Source organism: Arcobacter caeni (genome assembly GCF_003063245.1).
Classification (GTDB): Bacteria; Campylobacterota; Campylobacteria; order Campylobacterales; family Arcobacteraceae; genus Aliarcobacter; species Aliarcobacter caeni.
Genome location: NZ_MUXE01000007.1, coordinates 65909 through 88290 on the forward strand (window position 1 = coordinate 65909; position 22382 = coordinate 88290).

A 22382-nucleotide genomic window follows, 5' to 3' on the forward strand; every position below is an offset into this window, starting at 1 on the left:
TAGCTAAAATAAATTTGTTGTTTGCTTTTGTAGTTTTTTTGAGTATTTAAAGTGCAGGGATTTTAACCAAAGGAAAAAATTCCTATTTGGTTAAAGTATTTTTTATTCGTCTATTTCAGATGCATCATCAAGATCATCAGAGCTTCCAGTGATTAAAGCATCATTAATTCCCATAGAATCAAGGATTTTTTTCTCTATTTCTTTTGCAATTTCTGGGTTTTCTCTTAGGAATACTTTTGAATTTTCTCTTCCTTGTCCAATTTTTGAATCACCATATGAGAACCAAGCACCAGCTTTATCAACAATGTCAAGTTTAACACCATAATCAACTAATTCTCCAGTTTTTGAAATTCCCTCTCCAAACATAATGTCAAATTCTGCTAATTTAAATGGAGCTGCAACTTTATTTTTTACAACTTTAACTTTTACTCTATTTCCGATTGAATTTTCACCTTGTTTAAGTGTAGCAATTCTTCTAATATCAAGTCTTACTGATGAGTAAAATTTAAGTGCATTTCCACCTGTTGTAGTTTCAGGACTTCCATAACCTGTCATTCCAATTTTCATTCTTATTTGGTTAATAAAAATAACTGTACAGTTCATTTTGTTTAATAAACCAGTGATTTTTCTTAATGCTTTTGACATAAGTCTAGCTTGAACACCAACTTGTTGGTCATCCATATCTCCATCAATCTCAACTTTTGGAGTTAAAGCAGCAACTGAGTCAATTACAACTAAATCAACAGCACCACTTCTAATAACTGTTTCTAAAATCTCTAAAGCTTGTTCCCCAAAATCAGGTTGTGAAACAAGTAAATTATCAGTATCAACACCCAAGTTTTTTGCATATCCAACATCTAAAGCATGTTCCGCATCAATAAATGCACAAACTCCACCAGCTTTTTGACACTCTGCAATGGCATGTAATGTAAGTGTTGTTTTTCCAGAACTTTCAGGTCCATAAATCTCAACAACTCTTCCTTTTGGAAGACCACCAACACCTAGTGCTAAGTCAAGCCCTAAAGAACCTGTACTAATAGTTTCCATAGGAACTACAACTTTGTCACCTAATCTAATAAGTGTTCCTTTACCAAATGTTTTATCTATTTGTTTAATTGCCAAGTCTAATGATTTTCTTTGATTGTCATCCATGTTATTTCCTATGTTTGTTTCTTCTTATTTTATGTTGGAATTTTAGCAGGTTTTTTACAAGCTAAAGAATTCTATTACAATTTGTAATATTTTTTATTTTAATTATTTTCTTTTTCTATTTTTTCTATACTTTCAATAGTTTTAATATGCGAATTTACTCTTTTTTTCATAGTATATGATTTTACATGTTTAGCAAGAATTTTTGTATATTTTTTGTAATTTCTAGAATCTTTTTCAAGGATAATTAATTTTTTTTGTATTTTTATAATATCTTCTGGGATTGAGTTGTTTATCATTAGTATAACCTAAATATAATTTAGGTATATTCTATTAAAAATTTACTTAAAGCTAAAAAATGATAAATATATTAGAACTAATTGGTCGAACTAAAGAGCTTTTTTCAGAAGATATAAATAATAGAAATGAAGAACTATATAAAAGAGTTTCTGATTCAACCTTTTTAGTTCTAGGTGGAGCAGGAAGTATTGGACAAGCTGTTACAAAAGAAATTTTTAAAAGAAATCCTAAAAAACTTCACATTGTTGATATTAGTGAAAATAATATGGTGGAATTAGTTCGAGATATTAGAAGTAGCTTTGGATATATTGATGGAGATTTCCAAACATTTGCTTTAGATATTGGTTCATTTGAATATGATGCTTTTATAAAATCTGATGGAAAATATGATTATGTTTTAAACTTATCAGCATTAAAGCATGTACGAAGTGAAAAAGATCCATTTACTCTTATGCGAATGATTGAAACAAATGTTTTTAATACAGATAAAACACTTCAACAATCAATTGATAAAGGAGTAAAAAAATATTTTTGTGTAAGTACAGATAAAGCTGCAAATCCTGTAAATATGATGGGCGCAAGTAAAAGAATTATGGAAATGTTTGTAATGAAAAAATCAAAAAAAATAAATGTTTCAATGGCAAGATTTGCAAATGTTGCCTTTTCTGATGGAAGTCTTCTTCATGGATTTGATCAACGAATCAAAAAAAATCAACCAATAGTTGCACCAAATGATATAAAAAGATATTTTGTAACACCACAAGAATCGGGTGAACTTTGCCTTATGTCTTGTATTTTTGGAGAAAATAGAGATATATTTTTCCCAAAACTTAGTGAGAATCTACATCTTATAACTTTTGCAAATATTGCAGTAAAATATCTTGAAGATTTAGGATATGAACCATACCTATGTAAAGATGAAGAAGAAGCAAGAAATTTCTTTTCACAACAACAAAATAATAATAATACCAAATTAAAAAAACAGTGGCCATGTTTGTTTACTTCAAGTGATACAACAGGTGAAAAAGATTTTGAAGAGTTTTTTACTGATTCTGAAGTTTTAGATATGAATAGATTTGAAAATCTAGGAATAATTAAAAATGAAGCAATTTATGATGAAACAAAATTAAATCATTTTGAAACAATAATAAAAAAATATAAGCAAGAATTATCATGGACAAAAGAAGATATCATAAAAGAATTTTTCACAATGATTCCTGATTTTGGACATAAAGAAACAGGTAAATATCTTGATGGAAAGATGTGAGAATCGTAAAAAAAGAGTGAATATTTTCACTCTTTTAGATTCGGAACCAGAAATTATATGCGTAAGCATAATTGGAGGCTGTTTATGCAAAACATAACAGATTTTATAAAACAAACATTTAAAACAAATGAGTTTATTCCTTTACATGAACCTCGATTTGTAGGAAATGAAAAGAAATATTTAAATGATTGTATAGATTCTACATTTGTATCAAGTGTAGGAAAATATGTAGATACCTTTGAAAAAGAGTTTGCTAAAAAAGTAGGAAGTAAATATGCGATAGCTACTGTAAATGGAACAGCTGCACTTCATATCTCACTTATTTTAGCAGATGTTCAAAAAGATGATGAAGTTATAACTCAAGCTCTTACATTTATAGCAACATGTAATGCAATTTCTTATATTGGAGCGAAGCCTATTTTTGTTGATGTTGATTTAGACACAATGGGAATGAGTCCTAAATCATTAAAAGAGTTTTTAGAATCAAATTGTGAACTTGTAAATAAGCAATGTATAAATAAAACTACAAAAAAGATAATAAAAGCATGTGTTCCAATGCATACTTTTGGACATCCATGTAGAATTGATGAAATAAAAGAGATATGCGATACTTGGAATATAATTTTAGTAGAAGATGCAGCAGAATCTCTTGGAAGTTACTATAAAGAAAAACACACAGGTACTTTTGGGAAAATTGCAGCTTTTTCTTTTAATGGAAATAAAATCATAACTTCAGGTGGTGGTGGAGTAATTGTAACAGATGATGAAGTCTTAGCCAAAAGAGCAAAACATATAACAACAACAGCAAAAATTCCTCATCCGTACGAATATGTACATGATGAAATAGCTTATAATTATAGACTTCCAAATCTAAATGCAGCATTACTTGTAGCACAATTAGAACAACTAAATGGATTTTTAGAATCTAAAAGAGAACTAGCTTTAAAATATAAAGAATTTTTTGCAAAAGAAGATATCATTTTTATAGAAGAGCCAAAAGACTCAAAAGCAAACTATTGGCTTCAAGCTATTTTATTAAAAGATAAGAATCAAAGAGATGAATTTTTAGAATTTACAAATAAAAATGGCGTTATGACAAGACCTATTTGGCGTCTAATGAATGAATTAGAAATGTTCAAAGATTGTCAAAAGGATGATTTAAAGAACTCTAAATATCTTGAAGAAAGAGTTGTAAATATTCCAAGCTCGGTAATATTATAATGAAAGAGAAAATAGTTTTATTAGGTGGTGGGGGACATTGTCATAGTGTAATTGATGTACTTGAGCAAGAAGACAAATATCAAATTATTGGAATTATAGATAAAAAAGAGTTAATCGGAAGTGATATTTTAGGGTATAAAATCATTGCTTGTGATGATGACTTAGAAGAGATATTTGAAACTTGTAAAAATGCAATAATTACAGTAGGACAAATAGAATCAAACCACATAAGAGTAAAATTATTTAATAAATTAAAAGAGATAGGATTTAATCTTCCTGCGATAATTTCACCACTTTCATATGTCTCAAAACACTCTTTCATAGAAGAAGGAACTGTAATTATGCATCATGTACTAGTAAATGCAAATGCAAAAATTGGAAAAAATTGTATAATTAATACAAAGGCACTAATTGAACATGATGTTATTATCGAAGATAATTGTCATATTTCAACTGCAAGTGTTATAAATGGTGGAGTTATTGTAAAAGCAAATACTTTTGTTGGAAGTAATACTACTTCAAAACAATATATAGAAATAAATGGATTTGTAAAAGCGGGGAGTTTAGTAAAATGAAAGATAAAATTAAAAAAGTTTTTATTATTGCAGAAGCAGGGGTAAATCATAACGGCTCAATCGAACTGGCAAAAAAGTTAATAGATGTAGCAGTGGAAGCACAAGTGGATGCCGTTAAGTTTCAAACTTTCAAAGCTTCTAATCTTGTAAGTAAAAATGCACAAAAAGCAGATTATCAAAAAAATAATATGAATGATGCAGATGATTCACAGTTTAATATGCTTAAAAAGCTAGAACTTGATCTTGAAACTCATAAAGAACTTATTTCATATTGTAATAGCAAAAATATTATGTTTCTATCAACTCCTTTTGATCATGATAGTATTGAGCTTTTAAATGATTTAGGACTTGAAATATTTAAAATCCCAAGTGGAGAAATAACAAATCTTCCATATTTAAGACATATAGGAAAACTAAATAAAAAAGTAATTCTTTCAACAGGAATGGCTGATATTGGTGAAATTGAAGATGCTTTAGATGTATTATATAAAGCTGGAACAAGAAAAGAAAATATTACAGTACTACATGCAAATACTATGTATCCAACTCCAATGGAAGATGTAAATTTAAGAGCAATGATAACTATAGGAAATACATTTGATGTGGCTTACGGATATAGTGACCACACTTTAGGAATAGAAGTACCAACAGCTGCAGTTGCAATGGGTGCATCTTGTATAGAAAAACATTTTACACTTGATTGTACTATGGAAGGACCTGATCATAAAGCAAGTTTAGAACCATATGAATTAAAAGCAATGGTTAAAGCAATTAGAAATATTGAATTAGCTCTTGGAAATAGTATTAAAAAACCATCAAAGAGTGAAATGCCAAACATATCAATTGCAAGAAAAAGTATAGTAGCAAAAACAGCTATAAAAAAAGGCGATACATTAAATGAAACAAATTTAGCTGTAAAAAGACCAGGAAATGGAATAAATCCAATGCGATGGGATGAAATAATTGGAACTGTGTCAAGTAAAGATTATAACAAAGATGAAATTATATGAAAAAAGTATGTGTAGTTACAGGAACAAGAGCTGAATATGGATTACTTTATTGGCTTATGAAAGAAATTGAAGCAGATAAAGAGCTTCAACTTCAACTTATAGTTACAGGTATGCATCTAAGCCCAGAATTTGGGCTCACTTATAAAGAAATAGAAAAAGAATTTAAAATAAATAAAAAAATAGAGATGCTTTTATCTTCTGATACTCCTGTGGGTATTTCAAAATCAATCGGTCTTGCACAAATTTCTTTTTCTGAAGCTTATGAAGAATTAAAACCAGATGTTTTAATAGTCCTTGGGGATAGATATGAAATATTTTCATGTGTTAGTGCTGCAATGATTGCACAAATTCCTATTGCACATTTGCATGGTGGTGAAACTACTGAAGGTGCATTTGATGAATCAATTCGTCATAGTATTACAAAAATGAGCCATTTGCATTTTACTGCTACAAATGAATACAAAAATAGAGTTATTCAATTAGGTGAACATCCTTCAAGAGTTTTTAATGTTGGTGGATTAGGGATTGAAAATATTAAAAAACTAAAACTTTTAACAAAAGAAGAATTTGAAAAGTCGATTGATTTTAAATTAAATAAAGAAAATATCTTAGTAACTTTTCATCCAGTAACTTTAGAAAGTTCAACTACACGCGAACAATTTCAAGAACTTTTAGATGTTATTGATGAACTAAAAGATACAAATATAATTTTCACAAAAGCAAATAGTGATACAGATGGAAGAGTTATAAATAAGATGATTGATGAGTATGTAAATAAAAATTCTTATAAAGCGATTGGGTTTACATCTCTTGGACAATTAAGATACTTAAGTGCATTACAATATGTAGATGCAATGGTAGGAAATAGCTCAAGTGGTTTGGCGGAAGCTCCTAGTTTTAAAATTGCTACAATAAATATTGGTGATAGACAAAAAGGGCGTATAAAAGCAGATAGTGTAATAGATTGTGAACCTGTAAAATTATCTATTTCAAAAGCATTTGAAAAACTTTATACACAAGAATTCCAAGATATACTTCAAACAACAAGAAATCCTTATGGTGAGGGTTGTGCTAGTAAAAAAATTATTGAAGAGATAAAAAAAATAGATTTAGATAATATTTTAAAAAAGAGTTTTTATAATTTAAAGGTAAATTTATGAAAAATATAGAAAATATAAAATTAAAGCCAAGCGCAACCATAAAAGAAGCTCTAATTTTAATAGATAAAGGTTCAATGCAGATAGCTTTAATTGTAGATGAAAATAACAAACTTTTAGGGACATTAACCGATGGTGATATAAGAAGAGGATTGATAAAAGGTCTTGGATTAAATAGTTCTATAGAGACAATTATATTTAAATCACCTACTATTGCAAAGATAAGTGATACAAAAGAAGAGATTCTTCAATTAGCACTTATTAAAAAATTACACCAAATACCTGTGGTGGATGATGATGGTAAAGTTATAGGAATTCAGCAAATAGATGAACTATTAAAACCAAAAATTAAAACTAATAAAGTAGTTTTAATGGTAGGAGGATTAGGCACAAGATTACGACCACTTACTGAAAACACCCCTAAACCTATGCTTAAAGTTGGAAATAAACCAATACTTCAAACTATTGTTGAAAAGTTTGCACAGTATGGATACACAAATATAATAATGTGTGTGAATTACAAATCCGATATTATACAAGATTATTTTGGTGATGGAAAGCAGTTTGGAGTAGATATAGAATATATATTTGAAGAACAACGAATGGGGACAGCAGGAGCACTGAGCCTTTTGCCAAAGAAACCAAATGAGCCTTTTTTTGTAATGAATGGAGATTTACTTACAAATGTAAATTTTGAACATTTACATGATTATCATCTAGAAAATAGTTCGATTGCAACTATGTGTGTAAGAGAATATGATTTTCAAGTGCCTTATGGTGTTGTAAAAGTTGATGATAATAAAATACTTTCAATAGAAGAAAAACCCATACATAAATTTTTTATTAGTGCAGGCATATATATGCTTTCTTCTGAATCTTTAGACTATATTCCTCAAAATGAATTCTATGATATGCCAACACTTTTTGAAAAATTAATAAATGAAAGTAAAAATACAATATCTTTCCCTTTGCGAGAGTATTGGTTAGATATTGGAAGAATTGAAGAGTATAAAAAAGCTAATGAAGAGTATGGAGAAGTTTTTTAATGTATAAAAATAAAACTTTTTTAGCAATAATACCAGCTAGAGGTGGAAGTAAACGCTTACCTCGAAAAAATATTCTTGATTTATGTGGGAAACCTTTAATTGTTCATACTATTGAAGCAGGTTTAAAAAGTAAGTATTTGGATAATATTATTGTATCAAGTGATGATTCTGAAATTTTAGAAATTTCAAAAAAATATAAAGTAGGTACTATTATTAGACCAAATGAGTTATCAAGTGATACAGCTACAACATTTGATACAATTAAACATACTATTGAAAATATAAAAAAAAAGTATGATTATATAATTTTACTTCAACCTACAAGCCCTCTTAGAACTGAAAAACATATAGATGAAGCAATAGAGCTTTTAGAAGAAAAAAATGCAGATGCAGTGATAAGTGTATGTGAAACTGAACACTCTCCTTTATGGTGTAATACTTTGAACAATGATTTATCAATGGAAAATTTTTTAAGAGAAGATATTTTTAACAAACGAAGCCAAGATTTAGAAAAATACTATAGATTAAATGGTGCTATTTATATATGTAAAACAAATAAGTTGCTAGAAGAAGAGAACCTTTTTTTAAAAGAAAATATTTTTGCTTATAAAATGGATAGAAAAAATTCTATTGATATAGATGAAGAAATAGATTTTCTAATTTCGCAAGAAATCTTAAAATCAATCAAATAATATATTGATTGATTTTAAATTTAAATATTATTTATGGCTTTGATAGATATCTGTTAAAGCACTTAGTACTGTTTCTTTAAAAGGTTCGATTTGCGGATATGCAAAAACAGCAGATGTCGTGATATAATAAAAAGATTCTTTTAGGAGACTTTCTTCTAAGAAATTCTTTTTATAACTATGCATATTACAATCGGCAATTAAGTAGAAATATTTTTGAACTAATAATAAATAAATACCTAAGAATATAATAAATTCATCAGTTGAATTTTCTTTTTTAAGGAGATTAACAGCATCAAAAATTCCATCTCTAAGTGAAAAAAATTGGTTAATTCTTGCTCCAAAACCATACATACCTACATGTTCAAATGTTGTATATTCAATTCCTCTTTCATCAAGTGTTTTTTCAGGAACACCCTCTAAAACAACGATTTCAGAACTTCTCATTACATCACATTTTGCACTAATTAATAAATCAAAGTATATATGAGGATATGCAGCATGTTTTTCAATATTTTTTTCTAAAATTGGGATTAAATCATATTTTTTAATTAAATCTAAATTGTAAATTATTCCTGAGATATAGTTCCCTGAGAAACAAATACCTTTCATCGCTTCTTCCCCTGCTTTGTAAAAAGAATTAGCAAAAACAAAACTATTTAAGTCTACTTTTAAAGATTCATGTGTTCCAATTGAAGCTCTACACATACCCAAGTTTTCTTTTAATTTTATATCTTCTAAAACTGATTTTACTCCTGAATGATTAATAAAATCTTCATCACTTAAAATCATAAAATGCTTCGTTTTTGTATGTTTAAAACAAGATAAATAATTACCATGAAATTGACCATTTACATCATGTTTAATATAATCAACTTGTTTATTTATTTTAGAAATATTATGTATTTTTTGATAGTATTCAACTCCATTTGTGGAAGCATTATCTAAAATGAGTACACACCAGTTTTTTTCTAAATTTTCCAACAATGTATTTACTAAACTTAATACCCTTTTACCTCTATTAAATGTTATTATACAAATAGTAAAATCAAATATCATTAAAGCCTCTTTTAATAGTTATTTATAATGATTCTACATAAATATTATTTTAATTAGAGTTAAAATAAAAAAATAGTTTGATATAATCTTAATAAAATGATTAAATATTTTTTAAATGAGTAAAAGGAAATTAATTGAAGGTATTGTTATTAGCAGGGGGATATGGAACAAGACTATCGGAGGAAACAGATATAAGACCAAAACCAATGGTTGAAATAGGTGGTAAGCCAATTTTATGGCATATTATGAAAATTTATTCAAAGTATGGATTTAATGATTTTGTTATTCTTCTTGGATATAAAGGTTATTATATAAAAGAATATTTTGCAAATTATTTTCTTTATCAAAGTGATGTAACGATTGATATGCAAAATGGCAAGATGGAAGTTTTAAACAACTCGAGTGAACCATGGAAAGTAACTCTTCTTGACACGGGTCTAAATAGTATGACAGGTGGACGGATAAAAAGAGCTCAAGATATAGTAGGAAATGAACCTTTTATGCTTACATATGGAGATGGAGTTAGTGATATAGATATTTATGAATTAATTAAATTTCATAAATCACATGGAAAGGCCATGACTTTAACTGCGCATCTTCCAGATGGAAGATTTGGAGCATTAAATATTGATGGAAATAATCAAGTACAAGAGTTTAAAGAAAAACCAAAAGGTGATGGGCATTGGATAAATGCTGGTTATTTTGTATGTGAGCCCAAAGTATTTGATTATATTACAGAGGGAGATAATACTGTATTTGAACAAGCTCCACTTAAAAATCTTGCACTAGATGGTGAACTTTTTACTTACAAACATGAAGGATTTTGGTCACCCATGGATAGTTTAAAAGATAAAAATGATTTAAATAAACTTTGGGATAACAATAAAGCACCATGGAAAGTATGGTAATGCAAAATCTTTTTTCTGGGATATATAAAGATAAAACAGTATTGGTTACTGGACATACTGGATTTAAAGGCTCTTGGCTTGTTTATTGGTTAAATCAAATGGGTGCAAAAGTTGTAGGATATTCCCTTGAAGCACCAACAATTCCAAATCATATAGAGCTATTAAATCTTGATATTATCTCAATAATTGGTGATATTAGAGATTTAGATAAATTAAATCAAACTTTTGAAACTTATAAACCAGATATTGTTTTTCATCTTGCTGCTCAGCCTCTTGTGAGACTTTCGTATGAAAATCCTATTGAGACATATGAAACAAATGTTATTGGAACGCTAAAAGTTTTTGAAGCTTGCCGAAAAGCTGATGTAAAAGCTATTGTAAATATCACAAGTGATAAAGCTTATGAAAATAAAGAGTGGATATGGGGATACAGAGAAAATGACCCAATGGGTGGATATGATCCATATAGTTCATCTAAGGGATGTGCAGATATTTTAGCATCATCATATAGGAATTCTTATTTTAATATCAGTGATTATAAAACTAAACATAATACTTTACTCTCATCATGTAGAGCTGGAAATGTAATTGGTGGCGGAGATTGGGCAAAAGATAGACTTCTGCCTGACATTATGCTTTCTGTTTCACAAGGTAAAAAAGTAAGCATCAGAAACCCACATGCTACAAGACCATGGCAACATGTGTTAGAGCCTCTAAGTGGATACTTACACATAGGACAAAAACTTCTCGAAGAAAAGCAAGAGTTTGGCGATGCTTGGAACTTTGGCCCATCAGATGAGGGAAATATTACGGTAGAAGAAGTAGTTAAAAATGTTAAGAAACATTGGGATAAAATTGATTACGAAATTCATCGTGACCCAAATCAACTTCATGAAGCAAATTTGCTGAAACTTGATTGTTCAAAAGCTCATATTTTACTTAAATGGAAAGATGTATGGGATAGTGAAACTACATTTGAGAAAACTGTAAAATGGTATAAAGCTTATTATGAAGAAGATAGAAATGTTTTGACAAAAGATGATTTAGAAAATTATGTAAAAGATGCTCGAAATAAAAATATTGAGTGGACGAAATAATGACTAAAATATCAGATTATATTATTGAATTTTTACTTGAAAAAAATATAAATAAAGTATTTGGATATATTGGTGGAGCAGTGGCTCACTTATATCATTCTATAGATAAATATGAAAATATAGAAATGATAAATTGCATAAATGAACAAGGTGCTGGATTTGCTGCGGAAGGATATGCTCGAGTTAGTGGAAAAAGTGGTGTTGCTATGGCAACCAGTGGACCTGGAGCTACAAATTTAATAACGCCAATTGGTAGTTGTTTCTTTGATTCTGTACCTACTTTGTTTATAACAGGACAAGTAAATACTTATGAATATAAATATGATAAACCAGTTCGACAAATAGGTTTTCAAGAAACAGATATTGTTAGTATTGTAAAACCTATTACTAAATATGCAGTAATGATTAATAATATTAGTGAATTAAGATATGAATTAGAAAAAGCTTATTATTTATCTCAAAATGGAAGAAAAGGTCCTGTACTTGTTGATATTCCTATGGATATACAAAGAAATGAAGTAGATATAAATACATTAGATTCCTTTGTTGGTTCTGATGAATATAAAGAATTAGAAAAAGCGAATGTAGACACTCAAATAGAAGAAGTTATTAAAAGTCTGAATAATTCTAAAAGACCAGTTATTTTAATAGGTGGTGGCGTTAGATTATCTAATGCACAAAATGAACTCTTAAATTGGCTAGAATTAACTAGAATTCCAGTTGTATATTCATTAATGGGGAAAGATGCAATAAGTGATGAATATATGTATAATATGGGACTAATTGGTTCATATGGAAATAGATATGGGAACTTAACATTAGCAAATAGTGATTTAATTTTAGTATTAGGTTCTAGATTGGACACAAGACAAACAGGTACAAATTTAGAAACATTTGCAAGAGAGGCAAAAATAATACAAGTTGATATAGATAAAAATGAATTAGGTTCTAAAATTAATGTTGATATAGCTATTAATAGTGATATAGCAGTTTTTATAAATGAATTAAATAAAGAAAGAATTGAAATAAATATAAGTGATTGGCTGAAAACACTTGAAGTCTATAAAAATGAATTTTCTTCAATTGAGGGGATTGATAAAAATATAAAAGTTCCTAATTTAATAATTTCTAAAATATCAAATTATTTAACTAATGAAGTTATTGCAGTTGATGTTGGACAACATCAAATGTGGACAGCACAATCTTTAAATATTAAACAATCCCAGCAAGTACTCTTTTCTGGTGGGATGGGTGCAATGGGATTTTCTTTACCAAGTGCTATTGGTGCATGTATTGCATCTGAGAAAAGAGTTGTTGTAATTGCTGGTGATGGTGGTATTCAGATGAATATTCAAGAATTAGAAGTAATAAAAAGAAGAAATTTACCTATAAAGATATTTGTATTAAATAATCAAAATTTAGGAATGGTAAGACAATTTCAAGAATTATATTTTGATAAAAAATATTCGGGAACAGTAGATGATTATAGTGTTCCAAATTTAGTTGAAATAGCAAAAGCTTATGGATTAAATGGTAGGAATATTGACGATTTGAATAATATAGATGATGAGTTAAAAGATATTTTTTCTACTAATAGACCTGAGTTAATAAATATCATTTTGGACAAAAAAATGACTTCAGTTGAGCCAAAACTTATTGTTAATAAACCAATTGAAGATATGCATCCTTTTATCTCGAAAGAAAAGTTACATTCTTTAATGATAGTTAAGCCTTTAGAAAATTAATATGAGTATTTTTTAATACCAGATTAAAAGATATAGAATGGAGTAAATAGTATGGATTTAGTACAAATATCAAAAAATATAAGAAAATCTATTCTTCAAATGAATTCAAGATCTTTTGCCTCTCATTCGGGAACGGCACTTTCTACGGTAGATATTTTAGTAATTTTGTATTTTAAAATAATGAATATAGATGAAAAAAATTCTTTATTAAAAAATAGAGATAAATTTATTTTAAGTAAAGGTCATGGAAGTTCTGCTCTTTATGCCACTTTGGCAGAAAAAGGTTTTTTTGATAAAAAACTTCTGGATGGATTTTATATTGATGGCGGTCTTTTGCCTGGTCATTTGGATAAAGAAGCTGTTCCTGGGGTAGAAGTTTCTTCTGGTTCTTTGGGACATGGTTTATCAATAGGACTAGGTATGGCAATAGCTAATAAAGTAGATAAACTTGATAATCATGTTTATGTTATGTGTGGAGATGGAGAATTAAATGAAGGCTCTGTTTGGGAAGCTATTATGTTTGCACCACATCAGCAACTTAACAATTTAACACTTATCATAGATTATAATAAATTACAAGGTTATGGTAAAACAAATGAAGTAATAAATCTTGAACCTCTAAATGAAAAACTTAAAGCTTTTAATTGGGATGTAATAGAAATCGATGGACATAATTTTGAAGAGATAGAAGAAGCATTGCTTAGAAAAAACTCTAAACCGAAAGTTATCATAGCTCATACAATTAAAGGTAAAGGAATTAGTTTTATGGAAAATGAATTTCTTTGGCACTATAAATCACCAAATAAAGAAGAATTAATCCAAGCTTTAAAAGAATTAAAATAAATAAAAGGAACAATAAATGTATTTTCAGGGTAATATAAATAAACACACTAATGTTGAGCAAGAATTATTTAAGGATTATTCAAATTATTTTGAATCATCAGCAATCCCTACAATTAATAAGTTGCAAAATTTCACTAAATATATTAGAAGACAAGATTTATCTAGATTTTTAGCAAAAAATGAAATATTTAATATGCAACTAGATATACCTGGTAGTATTGTTGAATGTGGAACATATATGGGTGGTGGTGCATTGTCATTTGGACAATTGAGTAGTATAAATGAGCCTTATAATCATAATAGAAAAATTATTGTATTTGATACTTTTGAAGGTTTTCCTGAGGTATCAATAGAAGATAAAAATGATGAGATAGATTATAAATCGGGTGACCTATCTACTCATAAAGATATATATGAAGAATTAAAAACTTCAATTCAATTATTTGATAAAAATAGACCTTTAAATCATATTGAAAAAATCGAATTGATTAAAGGTGATGCAACAAAAACTATTCCTGCTTACATCGAATCGAATAAGCATTTGATGATATCTTTATTATATTTAGATTTTGATATATATGAGCCTACAAAAATTGCTATAAATAATTTTATTACAAGAATGGCAAAAGGTTCGATAATTGCATTTGATGAGTTAAATACAAAAAATTTCCCAGGTGAGACAATGGCTGTTCTTGAAACAATAGGTATAAATAATTTAAAACTTCGTAAAACAAAGTATGATTCATATATTTCATACGCAATTATTGGAGAATAATGCGAAATACTTTTGTAAAAATATTAACTCAACTTGCAGAAAAAGATGAAAGAATTTTCGTTATAACTCCTGATCTTGGGTTTTCTGTTTTAGAGGAATTTGAACAAAAATTCCCAGATAGGTTTTTAAATGTTGGAATTGCAGAAGCAAATGCTATAAGTATTGCATCAGGTTTAGCACTAAGTGGTAAAATAGTTTATGTTTATAGCATTATTCCATTTGTAACAATGAGACCTTTTGAACAAATAAGAGTTGATGTAGCATATATGAATACTAATGTTAGGCTAGTAGGTGTTGGAGCAGGTATTACTTATGGACCAGCTGGAGCAACACATCATGCCATAGAAGATATAGCAATTATGAGAGCGTTACCAAATATGACAGTTTTCTGTCCATGTGATCCTTATGAAGTAGAAGAAATTACCAAAGAGTCTATTAATCATACTGGACCAATATATTTTAGATTAGCTAAAAGAGGTGAACCCACAATAAGTGATATTTTAAAGAAAATAAAACTAGGAAAAGCTAACTATATACAAAAAAAAGAAAATAGTAATATAGCAATTTTATTTACAAGTAATGCTTCTGATATAGCTCTTGAAATCTCAAAAGATTTAGAAAATAATAATATTGATATAGATTTAATAAGTATGCATACTATTAAACCATTTGATTATATGACATTAGAAAATATAATAAATACAAAAAAATATGTATTTACAATAGAAGAGCATAGTATAATTGGGGGATTAGGTAGTGTAGTCTCAGAATATATAGCAGAATCATCGCAAAATCCAGTATTTAAAAGATTTGCTTTACCTGATGAATATTCTCATTATGTAGGTAGTCAAATGTTTATACGAGAAAAATTTAATTTTACTGCTGAACAAATTATACAAAAAATTAAAGAATTAATATGAATATTTTGATAACAGGCTCAAATGGTTTTGTAGGTACTCATTTAAAGAAATATTTATTATGTAACTATTCAAACTACATATTATTTATACCATCAAGTAAAGAACTTGATTTAGTCGATGAATGTGCTGTTGATAAATATATATTATTAAATAAGATAGATATTATTATTCATCTTGCAAATCGTGGAGGAGGAAGAGATACTTTTGATATGAAAAATATTACAGAATATAATCTTAGAATATTTTTCAATATTGCAAAACATGAAAGAAATGTTAAAAAAATAATATCATTTGGTAGTGGTGCAGAATATTGTAAACATAAACCAATAGTTGATGCAAAAGAAGAAGAATATCTTTTATCTCAGCCATTGGATGAATATGGATTTTATAAATCTGTTACTTCAAAATATATTGAGAAATCCGATAATATTCTACAATTACGAATATTTGGGGCTTATGGTGAATATGAGAATTATAGATATAAATTTATATCAAATGCAATAGTTAAAAATCTTTTGAATTTACCAATAGTAATAAATAAAAATGTTTATTTTGATTATATTTATATTGATGATTTAGTTAAAATGATTGATTGGTTTATTCACAATGAAGCGAAAGAAAAGATTTATAATGTAACTACGGGTCAAAAAATAGATTTACTTAGTTTAGTAAATATTGTAAATGAAACAAGTGATTTTAAATCAGAAACAAGAGTTTTAAATGATGGATTAAATAATGAATATACATCTAATAATGAAAGACTTTTAAATGAAATTGGTGATTTTGATTTTACTTCTCATAAAAATGCAATCATAAAAATGAGAAAATATTTTAAAAATAATTTGAATAATTTAGATGTAAAAGTAATAATAGAAGACCCCTATTTAAAAAAGATAGATAATATTTGGAAAGATAAGTAATGACAAAACAAGAACAACTAAAAAAAGAAATATTAGAAAAGACAAAAGAGTATTATGAACTAGTGCATAAACCAAAACAAGAGCAAAAATTTGTAGATGGTGAAACAAGAGTAAATTATGCAGGGCGAGTATTTGACGAGACAGAGATGCAATATCTAGTAGATAGTTCTTTAGATTTTTGGTTAACTTATGGTAACTACTCTAAGAAATTTGAAAAACAATTATCAAAATATTTAGGTGTAAGATGGACTTTTTTAGTTAATTCTGGAAGTTCGGCAAATCTTCTTGCTTTTTATGCACTTACTTCTCCCTTTTTGAAAGAGAGACAAGTTAAAAGAGGGGACGAAGTTATAACTGTTGCAGCCGGATTTCCTACCACAGTAGCTCCAATAGTTCAATATGGTGCGGTACCTGTATTTATAGATATGGATTTAACTTATGCAAATGTTGATGTAACTAAACTTGAACTAGCACTTAGTGCTAAAACAAAAGCTGTTATGATAGCTCATAGTTTAGGTAATCCTTTTAATTTACGAGCTGTAAGAGAGTTTTGTGATAAACATAATCTTTGGTTAATAGAAGATAACTGTGATGCTCTTGGTTCAACTTATGAGGGAAAACTAACAGGAACTTGGGGAGATATTGGAACAAGTTCATTTTATCCACCACATCATATGACTATGGGTGAGGGAGGAGCTACTTATACAGATAATTTACTTCTAAAAAAAATCATGCTTAGTATGCGAGATTGGGGAAGAGATTGTTGGTGTGAAAGTGGTATTGATAATACTTGTGGATGTAGATTTTCACAAAGTTTTGGAACATTACCAAAAGGTTATGATCATAAATATGTGTATTCACACTTTGGATTTAATTTAAAAGTTTCTGATATGCAAGCAGCTATTGGATGCGCACAACTTGAAAAATTCCCAAGCTTTGTAGAAAAAAGAAAAGAAAATCAAAAGAAATTATATGATGGACTTAAAGATTTAAAAGAACTTCAATTAGTAGAGACTCAACCAAACTCAGACCCAAGTTGGTTTGGATTTATGATGACATTAAAAGATGGCGTAAACTTCACTAGAAATGAAATAGTAGAATTTTTAGAAGAAAATAAAATTCAAACAAGAAATCTTTTTGCAGGAAATATGACAAGACATCCTATGTTTGATAGTATGATTTTAGATACTGATTATAGAATTGTTGGTGAATTAACAGTTACTGATAAAATTATGAATGATAGCTTTTGGATTGGATTATATCCAGGTATGGGTGAAGATGCTATAAATTATATGATTAAGGAAATTAGAGAGTTTATAAAAAATAAGATAGCAAATATTTAATACTATACAAATTATTGAGAATAAGAGGAATTTTATGACAGAAGCACAAATACAATTACAAAATGCATTAACAACTACTTTTCTAGCAAATCTAGTTTTTTTAAGTGAATATGATAATGAACTTTATCATAGAGTTGAACAACTTTCAATGATGATAGAAAATGGAACTTATAAAGAAAAATATGCACTCGAATTTGTTTTAGAAAGTGGAGATTTTGATATATATGACATTATAAATAATAAATATTTATATAATAAGAATCCAAAAAAGATGAATGATGAGATAGTTAAGAAAATAGAATTTAATGAAAAAAATTCTATTTTTAACCTTCCAGAATATTTTCTTTTTAAAAATCAGGTAGAAATAGATATAAATAATAGATTTAATCATGAAAAGATAAGTGAATCTATTTCATTGACAAGTAATAATATGTGGGAATATGCAAATGCATTAAATGATTTTTTAGAGAAAAATAAAAAAGGAGTAAAGAAAATAAAAAAATTTATTTTCTTAGGTACCCTTTTAGGACGACATATACCACGAATTGCTAAAAAAGTGGATGCCAAGGTATATTTAATTCTTGAACGAAATCTTGAAATATTTAGATTGTCTTTGTTTACTGTTGATTATACTATTCTTGCAAATAAAGGTGCAATTTTTTCAATAATGGATAATGTTTTAGAAGAAGAAAATAAAATATCTAATTTTATTAATTATGAGAATTTAGAAAATTATTTAATTAAGATTTCATCAACTGGAATAAATATTGATGGATATATTGATAATATACTAAGTATATTACAATCTGCGAGACCAACTGCATATGACTATATAAGAATGCTATATATTCATATTAATAGATCAACAAAAGTTTTTAATAATGGATATAAGACTTTACTTTTAAATCAAATAAGTGAGAAATCTAAACTTTTTAAAGATGTTCCAATTTTATATATTGCGGCAGGACCTTCTTTGGATGAAAATTTAGAATGGATAAAAGTAAATCAAAATAAGTTCTTTATTGTAACAATAGGTGCCGCATATAAAAAGTTACTATTAAATAATATAAAGATAGATATGATTTCAACTATTGATGAAAGTGATATTTTAGAAAAATTACAGTTTGATAATGAAAGTGTAGCAAAAATTAGTAATGATACAATTATTCTGGCATCAGTTATGACAAATGAAAAAATTTTGAAAAAGTTTAATGAGAAAAAACTTTTCTTATTTGAAATATTTACACCTTTTCATTTAAATAATATTGTTTATGATGGTTTTAGTGTTGGTGAAATAACATTAGCTCTTTTGATGAATTTTAATCCAAAGAAAATATACTTAATTGGACTTGATTTAGCATTAAATCAAACAACTGGAGAATCTCATTCAAAGGCATCAGGTTCAAATGTACAAGTATTAAATCTTGAAAAAAAACAAAATAGGGATATTTTTATTGTCGATGAAAGTTTGATAAAAGTAAAAGGTAATTTTAAAAAAGAAGTTTTTACAACATCACTTTTCTATAGTTCTATAAAGAGTGCAGAACTTAAAATATCAAGAAAGAATAAGAATTTATCAATATATAATCTTTCAACTAATGGTGCATACTTTCAAGGTACGATATCTAAAAAAATAAAAGATGTAAAAGTAGAAAATTTAAATAATGTTAAATCAATAAATGAAGATTTAACAAAATTCTTACAGCAAAACTCATTTAAAGAAATATCTAAAGAATCAAAAAAACATTTTAGAAAAGAGATATTATTTTTAAATAAAGAGATTAAAGAGATTCTAAATGATATAAAAGGTGAAACATTTAAATCTTATAATGAATTTTATGAGAAAATATTCATAATACCAACAAAAATAGTAGAGGGTAGAATACCCTTACTTTACCAAATAATTAGTAATTATTTTCAAATGGTAGTTCCATATTTATCTTATCATTTTAATGATATAAAAATTAAGAATGAAAAAAATAAAGTAAAGAAAATAAAAGAAGTTTTTGTAAAACAAATAGAAAAAGTTATTGATGATTATATTTTATGCTTAGAAAGAGTAATTTAATAAAAAAGGAGACTAAAAGAATCTCCTTTTTTGAATTTTTAGGTTTGAAAGTTATTTCAAACCTAGAAATTATTGTAGCAATTTCAATACATTTTGTTGAACAGAATTTGCTTGACTGATTGCATAAGAACCAGCTTGAGAAATAATGTTTTGTTTATTAAAATTCGCAGACTCTTGCGCATAATCAACATCTCTAATAATAGATTCAGCAGCTTTAACATTAGTAGATTGAGTCATTAAGTTTCTAACAGCAGATTCAACTTGATTTTGAGTAGAACCAATGTCACCTCTATATCCATTTAATTTTGAAATAGCATTATCAATTAATTTTTGTGATGCTGATATAATAGTTTTACCAAATTTTGTTGAAACAGCACCTGCTGTTAAAACAGCAGCGGCACTTGCCCCACCTTTAAGTGTAGTTAACTTAAGACCTGTAGAGTTAGCTTGAATAGTTTTTGTTTTAATTAAATCTGCTCTATCTTCACCAACTTGGAATGATAACCCTTTTGATTCTTGAGCACTTCCTCTACCAGATTGTAATAAAGATGTACCATTATAGTTAGTTTGTTTAGCAATATTATTTAATTGTTCTAAAAGTTTATTAACATCTTTTGCAATAGATAATTTACCATCATTTGATGTAGTATCAGTATTTGCTTGAATTAATTTAGCTTTAATAGTATCAAGAATATTCGATTGTTCAGCCATTGATTTATCAGCAATTTGTAGTAAAGAAACAGCTGAATTACCATTTGCAATACCTTGATTAATAGAAGTTGCTTGAGTTCTTAATTTATCAGCAATTGCTAAACCAGAAGCATCATCAGAAGCTTTATTAATTCTTAAACCAGTAGAAAGTTTTTCTAATGAACCAGTTATATTTTTACTTGTATTTTGTGCAGCTTCTTGAGCTGTTAAAGATGAAACATTTGTATTAATTCTCATAATAAATCCTTTTTAATATGACACATTGTGATTTGACTCACATCCTAGTACCTTCTTGTTTCTCTTTAAAAGTCCCAAGCATAGAGAGGAAAAAATCTTCTCTTCGGAACCCATTGGTCCCTAATCTTTATATTGAAATTATTGCACACCATTTCTTAAAGTTAGATTAAATTATGTAATCTTTTTTAGAATTACACCACATTCTATATGATTTGTATATGCAAACTGATCAAATAGTGCAAATCTTACGATTTTATGGGTAAGTGAGAGTGTTTCTAAATCTCTATGAAGAGTTTCTGGATTACATGAGATATATATAATTTGTTCAAAATCTTTTGCTAATGCTCTGGTTGTATCATCAAGTCCTGATCTTGGTGGATCTACAAAAATAGTATCAAAGTTATAATCTTTTAGATTTATATCTTTTAACCTATTGAAAACTCGCACTTCTTGAAGACCTTGTACAAACTCTTCAGCACTCATACGAATAAAACTAATATTTGAGATATTGTTTAATTGGCAGTTGTTTAAAGCTGATTTTATAGATGTTTTTGAAATTTCTGTAGCTAAAACTTTATTAAATTTAGTAGATAATGGAATTGTAAAATTTCCACCACCACAATAAAGTTCACATAAATCTTTTGACGAAGTTTCTATATTATTTAAAACCCATTCAATCATTTGAATATTTACATTTGTATTTGGTTGGGTAAATCCACCCTCTTGATAAACAAATTTAAACTCTTGATTATTTATATTTAGGCTTTCATTTATTGAATCACTATTTATTATAATTTTTTGTTTTCTACTTCTTCCCATGATTTTGATATTTAATTTTTCTTCAAGTCCTCTTACTAAGTGATTCCAAGATTCTTCAAGTTTTTTGTGATAAATTAAAGTTACCAATAAATCTTTTGTAGAACTACCTAAAAACTCAACTGCAAAGAGTTTTGATGAAAGTTCTTCATTTGAACTAACAAGGGCTAGAAGTTTTGGCATAATTTCTTGAATATGTGAACTTACTATTTGGCAAGAGTTTATTTCTAAAATATTTTTATTAAAATCATTCATAGCATAAGAATAAACTACTTTTTCATTTGCATCTTTTTCCCACCAAATTCTAAACTCAGCTCTATTTCTAAAAGCTTTTTTTTCACTTTTTATAATATCAAATGGTTTTGTAGTAAAGTTTGAAAATCTCTGTTTTTCTCTTTGTTCTTTAAAGTTTAGTTGCTCTTCATAAGATTTATCATATAAAACGCAAGAAGCGCATTTCCCAAAATATTCACAATTCATTAAAATCCTTAGTTATTTAAACTTGTATTATATTGAATTGATTATA

The 22382-nt window shown here is 27.5% G+C and carries 21 protein-coding genes; 16 read left to right on the forward strand and 5 right to left on the reverse strand.

The annotated features are described in order from the left end of the window. Window positions 1–102: 102 nt before the first annotated feature. Complete coding sequence (recA, locus tag B0174_RS06290) at window positions 103–1152, reverse strand: recombinase RecA (protein ID WP_108558818.1); 1050 nt, start codon at window positions 1150–1152, stop codon at window positions 103–105. A 98-nt stretch (window positions 1153–1250) separates the two neighbouring features. After that, a complete protein-coding gene (locus B0174_RS06295; protein ID WP_205663499.1) occupies window positions 1251–1448 on the reverse strand; it encodes a hypothetical protein in 198 nt (65 codons plus the stop codon). Window positions 1449–1507: 59 nt separating this feature from the next. On the opposite strand from B0174_RS06295, the gene B0174_RS06300 reads away from it, so the two are divergent. The 7 genes from B0174_RS06300 to B0174_RS06330 all read left to right on the forward strand — a co-directional run bounded on the left by B0174_RS06300 (window position 1508) and on the right by B0174_RS06330 (window position 8417). Then, window positions 1508–2716, forward strand: coding sequence for a UDP-N-acetylglucosamine 4,6-dehydratase (locus tag B0174_RS06300; protein ID WP_108558819.1), 1209 nt, complete (start codon window positions 1508–1510; stop codon window positions 2714–2716). Between the two features lie 84 nt (window positions 2717–2800). Further along, window positions 2801–3937: a LegC family aminotransferase gene (locus tag B0174_RS06305; RefSeq protein WP_108558820.1), complete on the forward strand. Its 1137-nt coding sequence runs from the start codon at window positions 2801–2803 to the stop codon at window positions 3935–3937. Further along, window positions 3937–4512: a NeuD/PglB/VioB family sugar acetyltransferase gene (locus B0174_RS06310; protein WP_205663500.1), complete on the forward strand. Its 576-nt coding sequence runs from the start codon at window positions 3937–3939 to the stop codon at window positions 4510–4512. Before B0174_RS06305 ends, B0174_RS06310 begins: the two co-directional genes overlap by 1 nt. An 8-nt stretch (window positions 4513–4520) precedes the next feature. Continuing rightward, window positions 4521–5522, forward strand: coding sequence for an N-acetylneuraminate synthase (neuB, locus tag B0174_RS06315; protein WP_108558882.1), 1002 nt, complete (start codon window positions 4521–4523; stop codon window positions 5520–5522). Next, a complete protein-coding gene (neuC, locus tag B0174_RS06320) occupies window positions 5519–6682 on the forward strand; it encodes a UDP-N-acetylglucosamine 2-epimerase (protein ID WP_108558822.1) in 1164 nt (387 codons plus the stop codon). The genes neuB and neuC overlap by 4 nt, the downstream gene beginning before the upstream one ends. Continuing rightward, window positions 6679–7725, forward strand: a complete 1047-nt coding sequence (locus B0174_RS06325) for a nucleotidyltransferase family protein (RefSeq protein WP_108558823.1) — start codon at window positions 6679–6681, stop codon at window positions 7723–7725. The genes neuC and B0174_RS06325 overlap by 4 nt, the downstream gene beginning before the upstream one ends. Further along, on the forward strand, window positions 7725–8417 hold the full coding sequence (locus B0174_RS06330) for an acylneuraminate cytidylyltransferase family protein (RefSeq protein ID WP_108558824.1): 693 nt from the start codon (window positions 7725–7727) through the stop codon (window positions 8415–8417). Before B0174_RS06325 ends, B0174_RS06330 begins: the two co-directional genes overlap by 1 nt. 27 nt (window positions 8418–8444) lie before the next feature. On the opposite strand, the gene B0174_RS06335 is transcribed toward B0174_RS06330, so the two are convergent. Beyond that, entirely contained in the window at window positions 8445–9473 is a 1029-nt protein-coding gene (locus B0174_RS06335; RefSeq protein ID WP_108558825.1) for a glycosyltransferase, read from the reverse strand. Window positions 9474–9607: 134 nt separating this feature from the next. Between B0174_RS06335 and rfbF the strand changes: the two genes are divergently transcribed. The 9 genes from rfbF to B0174_RS06380 are packed head-to-tail and all read left to right on the forward strand — an operon-like array spanning window position 9608 to window position 20092. Then, window positions 9608–10381, forward strand: coding sequence for a glucose-1-phosphate cytidylyltransferase (rfbF, locus tag B0174_RS06340; protein ID WP_108558826.1), 774 nt, complete (start codon window positions 9608–9610; stop codon window positions 10379–10381). After that, window positions 10381–11478, forward strand: coding sequence for a CDP-glucose 4,6-dehydratase (gene rfbG / locus B0174_RS06345; protein WP_119187494.1), 1098 nt, complete (start codon window positions 10381–10383; stop codon window positions 11476–11478). Before rfbF ends, rfbG begins: the two co-directional genes overlap by 1 nt. Beyond that, window positions 11478–13223, forward strand: a complete 1746-nt coding sequence (locus B0174_RS06350) for a thiamine pyrophosphate-binding protein (protein ID WP_108558828.1) — start codon at window positions 11478–11480, stop codon at window positions 13221–13223. Before rfbG ends, B0174_RS06350 begins: the two co-directional genes overlap by 1 nt. 51 nt (window positions 13224–13274) lie before the next feature. Next, on the forward strand, window positions 13275–14066 hold the full coding sequence (locus tag B0174_RS06355; protein WP_108558829.1) for a transketolase: 792 nt from the start codon (window positions 13275–13277) through the stop codon (window positions 14064–14066). 16 nt (window positions 14067–14082) lie between these two features. Then, entirely contained in the window at window positions 14083–14841 is a 759-nt protein-coding gene (locus tag B0174_RS06360; RefSeq protein ID WP_108558830.1) for a TylF/MycF/NovP-related O-methyltransferase, read from the forward strand. Beyond that, window positions 14841–15761: a transketolase family protein gene (locus B0174_RS06365; protein WP_108558831.1), complete on the forward strand. Its 921-nt coding sequence runs from the start codon at window positions 14841–14843 to the stop codon at window positions 15759–15761. Before B0174_RS06360 ends, B0174_RS06365 begins: the two co-directional genes overlap by 1 nt. Next, window positions 15758–16681, forward strand: a complete 924-nt coding sequence (locus tag B0174_RS06370) for an NAD-dependent epimerase/dehydratase family protein (RefSeq protein ID WP_108558832.1) — start codon at window positions 15758–15760, stop codon at window positions 16679–16681. The genes B0174_RS06365 and B0174_RS06370 overlap by 4 nt, the downstream gene beginning before the upstream one ends. Further along, on the forward strand, window positions 16681–18024 hold the full coding sequence (gene rfbH, locus B0174_RS06375; RefSeq protein WP_108558833.1) for a lipopolysaccharide biosynthesis protein RfbH: 1344 nt from the start codon (window positions 16681–16683) through the stop codon (window positions 18022–18024). Before B0174_RS06370 ends, rfbH begins: the two co-directional genes overlap by 1 nt. A gap of 34 nt (window positions 18025–18058) precedes the next feature. Next, complete coding sequence (locus B0174_RS06380; protein ID WP_108558834.1) at window positions 18059–20092, forward strand: motility associated factor glycosyltransferase family protein; 2034 nt, start codon at window positions 18059–18061, stop codon at window positions 20090–20092. Between the two features lie 69 nt (window positions 20093–20161). Here the strand turns inward: B0174_RS06380 and B0174_RS06385 are convergent, their stop codons facing one another. Both B0174_RS06385 and trmA read right to left on the reverse strand, forming a co-directional pair. After that, the gene (locus B0174_RS06385) at window positions 20162–21040 is read right to left on the reverse strand and encodes a flagellin N-terminal helical domain-containing protein (RefSeq protein WP_108558835.1); all 879 of its coding nucleotides are present in this window, start codon (window positions 21038–21040) and stop codon (window positions 20162–20164) included. Window positions 21041–21211: 171 nt separating this feature from the next. Continuing rightward, window positions 21212–22336 carry a tRNA (uridine(54)-C5)-methyltransferase TrmA gene (trmA, locus tag B0174_RS06390; protein ID WP_108558836.1) on the reverse strand — a complete coding sequence of 375 codons (1125 nt, stop codon included), beginning with the start codon at window positions 22334–22336 and terminating at the stop codon, window positions 21212–21214. Between the last annotated feature and the right edge of the window lie 46 nt (window positions 22337–22382).